General features: G+C 34.9%; 14 protein-coding genes. 10 read left to right on the forward strand and 4 right to left on the reverse strand.

Going from position 1 to position 9288, the window contains the following annotated elements; all coding sequences use genetic code 11:
• On the forward strand, nucleotides 1-273 hold a 273-nt coding region (locus ABZC96_RS05785; RefSeq protein WP_373029728.1), incomplete at its 5' end, for an SAM-dependent methyltransferase.
• Between the two features lie 16 nt (nucleotides 274-289).
• Entirely contained in the window at nucleotides 290-730 is a 441-nt protein-coding gene (locus ABZC96_RS05790) for a DUF4395 domain-containing protein (protein ID WP_373029730.1), read from the forward strand.
• 72 nt (nucleotides 731-802) lie between these two features.
• Here ABZC96_RS05790 and ABZC96_RS05795 read toward each other — a convergent pair whose 3' ends face one another.
• Nucleotides 803-1447, reverse strand: coding sequence for a transposase (locus tag ABZC96_RS05795; RefSeq protein ID WP_373029731.1), 645 nt, complete (start codon nucleotides 1445-1447; stop codon nucleotides 803-805).
• Nucleotides 1448-1560: 113 nt separating this feature from the next.
• Between ABZC96_RS05795 and ABZC96_RS05800 the strand changes: the two genes are divergently transcribed.
• From ABZC96_RS05800 to ABZC96_RS05835, 8 genes are read left to right on the forward strand one after another with little or no spacing between them, the layout of a single operon-like run.
• On the forward strand, nucleotides 1561-2205 hold the full coding sequence (locus ABZC96_RS05800) for a hypothetical protein (RefSeq protein ID WP_373029732.1): 645 nt from the start codon (nucleotides 1561-1563) through the stop codon (nucleotides 2203-2205).
• Between the two features lie 8 nt (nucleotides 2206-2213).
• Nucleotides 2214-3005, forward strand: a complete 792-nt coding sequence (gene hypB, locus ABZC96_RS05805) for a hydrogenase nickel incorporation protein HypB (protein ID WP_373029733.1) — start codon at nucleotides 2214-2216, stop codon at nucleotides 3003-3005.
• A gap of 1 nt (nucleotide 3006) precedes the next feature.
• Entirely contained in the window at nucleotides 3007-3297 is a 291-nt protein-coding gene (locus ABZC96_RS05810; RefSeq protein WP_373029735.1) for a HypC/HybG/HupF family hydrogenase formation chaperone, read from the forward strand.
• A complete protein-coding gene (gene hypD / locus ABZC96_RS05815) occupies nucleotides 3294-4439 on the forward strand; it encodes a hydrogenase formation protein HypD (protein WP_373029737.1) in 1146 nt (381 codons plus the stop codon). Before ABZC96_RS05810 ends, hypD begins: the two co-directional genes overlap by 4 nt.
• Nucleotides 4436-5428, forward strand: coding sequence for a hydrogenase expression/formation protein HypE (gene hypE, locus ABZC96_RS05820; RefSeq protein ID WP_373029738.1), 993 nt, complete (start codon nucleotides 4436-4438; stop codon nucleotides 5426-5428). Before hypD ends, hypE begins: the two co-directional genes overlap by 4 nt.
• A 9-nt stretch (nucleotides 5429-5437) precedes the next feature.
• Nucleotides 5438-7087 carry a hydrogenase maturation protein gene (locus ABZC96_RS05825; protein WP_373029739.1) on the forward strand — a complete coding sequence of 550 codons (1650 nt, stop codon included), beginning with the start codon at nucleotides 5438-5440 and terminating at the stop codon, nucleotides 7085-7087.
• Entirely contained in the window at nucleotides 7080-7421 is a 342-nt protein-coding gene (gene hypA / locus ABZC96_RS05830; RefSeq protein ID WP_373029740.1) for a hydrogenase/urease nickel incorporation protein HypA, read from the forward strand. Before ABZC96_RS05825 ends, hypA begins: the two co-directional genes overlap by 8 nt.
• Before the next feature lie 10 nt (nucleotides 7422-7431).
• Nucleotides 7432-8184: a DUF695 domain-containing protein gene (locus ABZC96_RS05835; protein WP_373029741.1), complete on the forward strand. Its 753-nt coding sequence runs from the start codon at nucleotides 7432-7434 to the stop codon at nucleotides 8182-8184.
• On the opposite strand, the gene ABZC96_RS05840 is transcribed toward ABZC96_RS05835, so the two are convergent.
• The 3 genes from ABZC96_RS05840 to ABZC96_RS05850 form a co-directional block, all read right to left on the reverse strand.
• On the reverse strand, nucleotides 8174-8707 hold the full coding sequence (locus ABZC96_RS05840; protein WP_373029742.1) for a HyaD/HybD family hydrogenase maturation endopeptidase: 534 nt from the start codon (nucleotides 8705-8707) through the stop codon (nucleotides 8174-8176). The two genes, ABZC96_RS05835 and ABZC96_RS05840, sit on opposite strands and share 11 nt — an antisense overlap.
• An 88-nt stretch (nucleotides 8708-8795) precedes the next feature.
• Entirely contained in the window at nucleotides 8796-9167 is a 372-nt protein-coding gene (locus ABZC96_RS05845; RefSeq protein WP_373029743.1) for a YbgC/FadM family acyl-CoA thioesterase, read from the reverse strand.
• Complete coding sequence (locus ABZC96_RS05850) at nucleotides 9157-9282, reverse strand: laccase domain-containing protein (protein WP_373029744.1); 126 nt, start codon at nucleotides 9280-9282, stop codon at nucleotides 9157-9159. Before ABZC96_RS05850 ends, ABZC96_RS05845 begins: the two co-directional genes overlap by 11 nt.
• Nucleotides 9283-9288 lie beyond the last annotated feature (6 nt).

The raw sequence follows: 9288 nt of genomic DNA on the forward strand, positions 1-9288 counted from the left end.
ATGTTAGAGAACAGAGATCATACGGTCATTGTACTTATGGGACTTACCCGTATCAAAGAGATAGTCCAAAAGGCTAAAACATTGGACATAGACATGGACACACCCTGTGCCATTGTTTCCAATGCAAGTAGAAAAAATCAGTCGGTTCAGGTGGGTACACTTGATAATTTGAGTCTACTTTCTTTAACAGCAAAAAGACCAGCGATTATTGTTTTTGGCAAGGTTGTTGATTTCTTGCATGAGTTAGAAAAATATTATACTCACAAAAATTAATTTTAAAGGATTTCTTATGTCAAAATCATGTCCAATTTCAATACATCGTATTGACGCACACTTTGTCCGGCTTGTTGCATTACAAGTTTTTATTATTGGATTGCTCCTGTTAATAACAGAGCAGCTCTTTTTTGCTTTTTTCTTATTATTTGATTTCTCAATTCGAACTTTGAAAATTGATAAATTGAGCCCTTTCGCCAATATAGCAAAGTTTATAATTCGTCGCTTAGATATAAAACCTAAATTTTGTGATGAGGCACCCAAACGTTTTTCACTCTATTTAGGTTTAGGAATTATTGGTCTTTTATCTTTGTTTTTTATTTTTGGTTATACAATAATTGCTCTTATTTTAGTTCTTACACTTTTAATATGCGCTTTTTTAGAAGCGACATTTGATTACTGCATCGGTTGTAAATTTTACTATTATATTCATCTTGTTGAACGAATCAAAAGATGAATATGAAAAAGAGTGATGATACAAGACAAATTATAATTGAAGAGAAGATAATAAAGTAGAACTTGAAATCAATCAATACGTATGTTCTAAAGATTTAATTAATTCACTCTTCGAATAATTAAAACGCCACTCCGCCTCTTTTAAATAAAATATAAACTGCTCATCACTCACACCTTTATATTGTAATATGAATGCTTCAAAAAACTCCCAGAACTGTGTAATAGTATTTTCTGCTTTAGTATATTTTGCTATTTTATTAAAGCGTAGGTATTTTAAGAGAATTTTTTGTTCTTTTTCATCGTTTGTATCAAAGTTGAAATGTTGCATAGTCGGCATCATAAGGTTGTACACTTTGTTCTCGTATGAAAGCGTGAGGAAATGTTGAAGTTTATGTATATTCTCCTTGATCTTCAGCGATTTGGGTAGATAGAGGTACTCATCATAACCTGTGATATTTTTAGCATGTAATTGGTACTGTTCATCTGCATAAAGAGCTATGGCTATTCTGAAATTTCCATAATATTTTTGTACGGTAGAAAAATGCATTCCAGTTTTTATGGATGTTTCTCTGGCATTGTATCCTTCTATGAAGAGTAAACGTAATTTTTGTTCTCGTTCCAGTTTCTGAGGGCTAAACTTACGTTTGCATTTACCACATTTACGTTGATTGTCTTTCAGTAGATACGTATAAGGATATTTACAATAGATACATTTCATAATTTATTATATATTTTAGTCCTTAAAATAGAGTAGAAAGCAAATTTTTAATATATATTTAATAATTAAATACTATTATAGTGAATAAGTATTCATTTTTGAAGGAGAAACAAATGGAATTATCATTATTTGTGGTTTTTTGGTATGGTTTACTTCATGCATTCGGCCCTGATCATCTTACTGCAATAGCTGATTTTTCTATAGGGAAAAATAAAAGTAAAACGCTGCGTATCACTGCACTTTTTGCTATAGGACACGGACTTAGTCTTTTTCTGTTTGCCAAGGTATTACAATCTATGGACATTTCAGAAAACGTTTTAGCATATGGGGATATTATCTCAGCTGCAGTTATCATTATTATGGGTATGTACCTTCTTTATATGGTTGCAACATCTCGAATACAGTTACGTAAACACATACATGATGACAAAGAACATATTCATATCTGGTTTGGTAAATCACATGAACACAATGATGACAATATGGCTAAAACTTCTTCACTCACACTGGGACTTCTTATGGGAGCAGGTGGTGTGAGAGGTATGCTCATCACACTTGGTATCGTACAAGGCGGCATGGTTGATTTTACCATGGTAACAGCATTTACACTAGGTGTAATGCTAGTCTTTGGAGCATTTGGCATGGTAATGCTTTATGTGAATCAAAATTTTTTAGGCAACCTTACAAATGTAAGAAGAACTTTTGCTACGGCTGGTGTTATTTCACTGATCGTAGGAACAAATATATTAATAGGATAGGAGTAAATATGTGTACAGATTGTGGTTGCAGTATTAGAGGAATGGAAGAGCATACTCATGCAGATCATCATAGTGAAGAGGGACATAGTCATTCTCATGAGCATCAAAAAGCACATGAGCATTTACATCATAACCCACAGTTAAATGATTCAAAGACTATTTCAGTTATACAAAAGATACTTGATAAAAATGACCATGAGGCAAACCATAATAGAACTCACTTTGAAGCTAAAGGTATACTTGGCATTAATCTCATGTCTAGTCCAGGTTCTGGCAAGACGACACTTTTAGAGTATCTTGCAGATGTAGCAGAGTTCAAGTTTGGAGTTGTTGAAGGAGACTTAGAAACAGAACGTGATGCCAATCGTCTTAAAGCCAAGGGTATACCTGCTATGCAAATACAAACAGGTACAGCATGTCACTTAGATGCTTTTATGGTACATAAAGGCTTACACCATATGCCACTTGATGACTTGGATGTCTGTTTTGTAGAAAATGTAGGAAACCTAGTCTGTCCTGCAAGCTATGATGTAGGAACACATTTAAACATAGTACTGGTCTCAGTTCCAGAAGGAGAAGACAAAATAGCCAAGTATCCTGTCATGTTCCGTCAAGCTGATCTTGTACTTATCACAAAAACAGATTTACTTCCATATTTTAAATATGATATAGAAGCAGAGAAACGTGATGCAAGACGTATCAAGCCAAATGTAGACATACTTGAAGTCAATGTGAATGATATAGATTCAGTCAAGGCAGTTGCAGACTGGATAGAATTTAAACGTAAAATGAGGGGTTAATATGTGTTTGTCTATTCCAAGTAAAGTTGTAAAAATTTCAGATGATAAAACTATGTGTACCGTCGATACTATGGGTGTACAGCGTGATGCTAACCTTATGATGATGGGGGATGATGATATACAAGTGGGTGACTATGTATTGCTTCATATTGGTTTTGTTATGAACAAGATAGATGAACAAGAAGCAATGGTTTCGATAGACACCTATAAAGAAATACTTGAAATCATGGATGAAGATGAGAGGCGAAAGACCATACTTGATGATGATGAATGTCCTAACAGGAGTGCATGATGGCACTGGAACTTAAAAACCTATATGATGACTTTCGTGATGGAGAGACCATTAAAGCTTATGCTCAGATCATTGCTGAGGATGCAAAGAAATTAAAAAATCCGATTAACATCATGGAAGTATGTGGTGGGCATACGCATACCATAATGAAGTTTGGATTGCCTCAACTTATGCCAGATAATGTTAATTTTATTCATGGACCCGGTTGTCCTGTATGTATTATGCCTAAAGAACGAATTGATCATGCCTATGTTTTGGCTATGCAAAAAGATGTTATTTTAGTCACTCTTGGTGATATGATAAAAGTCCCTGGCAGTAATGGAAGTCTACAAGATGCCAGAGCTAAAGGTGCAGATGTACGTTTTGTTTACTCTCCCATGGAATGTATTAAGATAGCACGAGAAAACCCAGATAAAACGGTGGTTTTCTTTGCCATAGGATTTGAAACGACAACGCCGATGACAGCTGTGCTTGTAGAACAGGTCATTAAGCAAAAAATACCCAACATTTTATTTCATATTAACCATGTAACAGTTCCTGAGGTGATGGTGGAGCTTATAGACAGCCGTGATGTACATGTTGATAGTTATAACAACAGAATAGATGCATTTTTGGGACCAAGTCATGTAAGTGTGATAAGTGGATCAAAAATATATGATAAATTTCCAAAAGATTATGGTCGTCCTGTGGTGGTCTCCGGATTTGAACCTGTTGATGCCATGCAGGGTATTAGTATGATCGTAAAACAGTTTATAGAAGAGCGATGTGAATTGGAAATACAATACAAAAGAGTGGTAAATCATGAGGGAAATTTGAATGCTCAAAAACTCATAGATACTTATTTTGAAAAAATGAATCTTTTTAGATGGAGAGGACTTGGAAATGTACCTGACAGTGGACTCAAACTTAAAGATGAGTTTGAGTCTTTAGATGCAGAAGTTGTATATAAAGATGTACTTCCTATTGCAGAGATAGAAGACCATAAACTTTGTATCTGTGGTGATATATTGAGAGGTATGGCGAAACCAACTGAATGTACTATCTTTGGAACGGCTTGTAAGCCTACGACTCCGATTGGAAGTTGTATGGTTAGTAGTGAAGGGGCATGTGCAGCTTATTATAAATATGGAAACTTAATATGACAAAAACTGTAACTATCGCCCATGGAAATGGCGGAGAAGAGAACAATGAACTTATTAAAAAGATATTTTATAAACACTTTGAAAATGACATTTTGGCTAAAAGTGAAGACGCAGCAGTTATAGAAGATGGGAAGCTTGCTTTTACGACAGACAGTTTTACAGTTAGTCCTCTGTTTTTCCCTGGTGGAGACATAGGAAAACTTGCTGTATGTGGTACATGTAATGACTTAGCAATGATGGGTGCTAAGCCTAAATATATGACTTGTTCTGTTATTATCGAAGAAGGTTTTTCTACACGTGATCTTGAAAAGATTGTTAAGAGTATGAAAAGTGAGCTTGAAATAAATGGTGCCATTGTTGTAAGTGGTGACACAAAGGTTGTGCCAAGAGGCAGTGTAGATAAGCTTTTCATTAATACTACAGGTATTGGAGAAATAGTACATAAAAATATATCTGCATCGGCCTTAAAAGAGGGAATGAGTATTTTGGTAAGTCGTGATGTCGGAACACATGGTGCAACGATATTTGCAGCACGTGAGGGGATTGAACTTGAAAGTTCATTACAAACGGATTGTGCTTCATTATACCCTCAAATTAAAGCGTTAATGGATGCCAATATAAACATCATCGCATTGAGAGATGCTACTCGTGGGGGTGTTTCAGCTGTACTCAATGAATGGGCGAGAAGTTCAGATGTATGTTTGGAAATAGAAGAAGAGACTATTCCTGTACAAGAAGAGGTAAGAGGCATCTGTGAAATGCTCGGGTTTGAAGCGATTGATCTTGCAAATGAAGGAACTTTTGTTCTAGCAGTGGCTAAAAAGGATGAAATTCGGGCTTTAGATGTGCTACGTAAAGCACATCAAACTTCAGCGGTTATTGGGACAGTAACTGAGTTACATAAAGGAAAGGTAATACTAAATTCTTCATGGGGGACAAAGAGATTTTTGGACTTACCAACGGGTGAATTATTACCTCGTATTTGTTAAAGGGTTAGCATGAAAATACTTCTGCTTTGCAGCGCTTTTAACACTCAAACACAAGCAGTATATACTGAATTGGAAGATAGAGGACATGATGTTTCCGTAGCATATGCGATCAGTGAAGTACAGATGTTAACAGAGATAGAATATTTTGAACCACAACTCATTTTATGTCCATATTTAAAGCGTTATTTGCCTGAGAGTATTTATGAAAATTATCCTACATACATTTTTCATCCTGGACCCATTGGTGACAGAGGACCTAATGCTTTAGAGTATGCACTTCAAAATCATACCAAAGAGTGGGGAGTTGTCATACTCAAAGCAAATAAACTTTATGATGGAGGTGATATCTTTGCACAGCAAAACTTCAAAGTACGAGAGACATCCAAGGCATCACTTTATCGTCAAGAGATAGTAAGAGCGACATTGCAAGCTCTTGAACAGTTTTTTGTTAATTTAAAAAACAATGAGCTAACACCACAACTTTTAAATCCTATACATGAACAGTTTACTCAATCAAAAAGAGCGATTGAATGGCTAAAAGATGATACTGAAACCATTATAAGAAAAATACATCTCTCAGACAGCTTTCCTGGTGTTCTAGATGAAATATTAGGTGTCTCCTGTTATCTTTTTGGTGTACATAAAGAAGATAAATTTAGAGGATTACCCAAAGAAATACTTGCTAAACGTGATGGAGCTATCTGTCTGGGAACTATAGATGGGGCTATATGGATAACACATCTTAAAAGGGTAGGAGGTTTTAAATTACCTGCAACTTATGTTCTAAAAGAAAAGCTAATAGGTATTAAAGAAGAACGCCTACCTCTTATATTTGACAAGAGTTATAACACTTTTTACGAAATAAGTGTAGAGAAGAAAGATAATATAGCATATCTCTATTTTAACTTTCATAATGGAGCAATGAGTGCTGAACAGTGTATTCGCTTGAAGTATGCAGTAGAGTATTTGAAAAATGAGTGTGAAGTATTAGTACTGATGGGAGGAATGGATTTTTTCTCTAACGGCATACATTTAAATATACTCGAAGACAGTGCAAAACAAGGCGAAGACGGGTGGGCAAATATTAATGCTATGAATGATTTAGTCCATTCTCTACTCTATGCAGATGAAGTGGTTACAGTCGCCTCTTTTGGACGTAATGCAGGAGCAGGTGGTGTATTTATAGGACTGGCATGTGATTATGTTGTAGGAAAGGAGGGTGTAGTCTTAAATCCTCACTATAAAACTTTAGGTCTGAGTGGGAGTGAATACCATACATATAGCTTACCAAAGCGTGTAGGTAAAGAGATGGCAGAGACTTTACTAAGTAAGTGTTTACCTCTTTCTGTAGAGAAAGCTAAAGCATTGGAAATGATAGATGAAGTGTATGCAGAGGATACTTACTACGAAGAGTTACATCATTTTGCTAAAAATATATATAGTGATGATTTTATCTCGGAGAAACAAGATTACTTAGAAGAGCATAAGGATCAAATAGAAGCATTGAAAGAAAAAGAACTTGAAATCATGCATCCGGAGTTTTGGAGTAAAGAGAGTGATTTTCACATTTTACGTCAGGAATTTGTTTATAAAACCTGTCCCATAGAAACACCAGAAAGATTGAAATTAATAGTAGATAAGGAAATAATCTATGCATGAATATAGTGTAGTACAAGCACTTTTAAATCAGTGTGAAGAGGTAGCAGAGCAAAACAATGCAAATATGGTCACAAAAGTCATCACCAAAATAGGTGTCATGAGTGGTATAGAGACACATCTCTTACAAACAGCATTTGATACTTTCAAGGAAGGAACAATTTGTGACGGAGCAGAATTCGTCATCAATGAGCAGAAGTTAAAACTACATTGTAACAGTTGCAGCACTGAATTTGAAATAGACGAAATACGCTATGTTTGTACAGAGTGTGAAAGTTTGGATGTAAAAGTCATTGATGGTGAAGATATGTATCTTATGAGTTTAGAAATGGAATAAAGGAGAAATTATGCAAGAGTATTGGGAATTATATATGAAAAATCTAGAGGGTAAACCTGCTTCTATACAGTTTAATGCAGGAATTTCAATGGATATAGAAGAGTTACAATACTCTTATCCTATCGTTGCCTTTGTAAAAGTTAAGCTGAAAGAACCAAATGAACATAGCTTACTTGGTGAGCATGAAGAGCCGGAGATCCTTTTCATGGAAGATAAATTGGAAGCCTCACTCATCAAATTTCGTATTGGAAAATATGTAGGTCGAATAATTAGTGATGGGCATGTTACTTTTTTATTTTACGTGCAGTTTACCTACAATTGGCAAGATTTTTTAGAGTTTGCATTAGATGAGTTTAAAAGTTATGAAATAAGTAATGGACATCAGGAGGATAGAGAATGGAATTATTATAAAAAACTGCTTTATCCTACACCAAAAGAGTGGCAGCTTATTCAAAACCATAAAGTATGTGATGTGCTTAAAACAAAAGAGGATAACTTGCATCTTGCACGTGCAATAGAACATAAATTATTTTTTTCAAATGGAGATGAAAAAAAAGATGAACTGGTCTCTAAATTGGATGTAAAAGGTTTTAAAATTCAATCTGAGATAGAAAATGAAGAAGGTGTAAAAGGTTTAAAGTTCTATCGTTTAGATAAGCCTTTCTACCACGATATAGATGAACTTACTTTATATCTTATAGATTTGCTAGAAGAGTATGGAGCAAGTTATGATGGTTGGGAGACGAGTGTAGTTAAATCATAACACCAGATGGATCTTTTGCACGATTAATAATTTCTTCTAAACTTATGATAGTTTCTTTTTCATTATATGTGATACCGTGTTTTTCAAGATATTGTAATACTACACCAATATAGCCGAGAAAAGCCTCTTTAATAGTATCACTCAATGCGATGTCAAATGTCACTTCAAAAGGGATAATACCCAATATCAGAGCTTTTGGTACAGGTTTTCCCTGAAGTTCTAACATATCTAAACATTGTAATACACCTATTTCATGTGCACCGCCACTATTGAGTCCGTAGCCACTGAGCTCTTCAGCAGGTATGGCATAGATAGAAGCAGGTTCGTCATCTAACCCAATACTATCCAAGATAAGTACATGATCATTTTCCATAAAGATATTAACCAAATGAATACCTTTTACACCACCATTAATAATTTGAATATCTTTTGAAAATATATAATTCTCATTCAAATATGTAGCAGCGTAAACTCCTAAACCATCGTCTTTTTGCAGTACATTACCAATGCCAAGTATGACCATATATATCCATTCTATTTTGTTATTAGATTATAGCTTAGGTTTTATAAATTGGAGTGACAAATAATACTTAATTTATATGCTAGGCATCTTAAAAAGAGCTAAATACATCTTCAAACAATTCGGGGATACGACAGGGTTTTCCTCCATCGACATAGACTAAAACAACTTCCATACTAAAGATCTTCACTTCTTCTTTCCATACCTCTTGTAATAAGACAATAAATGAGCGTTTAAGCGTTAATACCTTTGTTGTGACATCTAGGGTATCACCCAGTACAGCTGTGGCTAAAAAACTGGCTTTGATGTCACGTACTACAAACCCACTGTTATTACCTAAAGTAGGTTTCATATTTCGTTCAAAAAAGATCTCTGAACGGGCACGTTCACAGTACTTTATATAGTTTGTATGGTAGACGATCCCACCAGCATCTGTATCTTCGTAATAGACTCTAATTTTCATCATCTTCCTTTTTGTTTTTTATGCCTATCATACTCATAAATCTGCCTGAGCATCCTTGCTCTTTTCTATAAGAGAAAAATCGTTCTACTTCACAGGCAGTACACGTATGGCTCATTTCAAT

The sequence above is a fragment of the Sulfurovum sp. genome (genome assembly GCF_041551015.1).
Taxonomy (GTDB): Bacteria; Campylobacterota; Campylobacteria; order Campylobacterales; family Sulfurovaceae; genus Sulfurovum.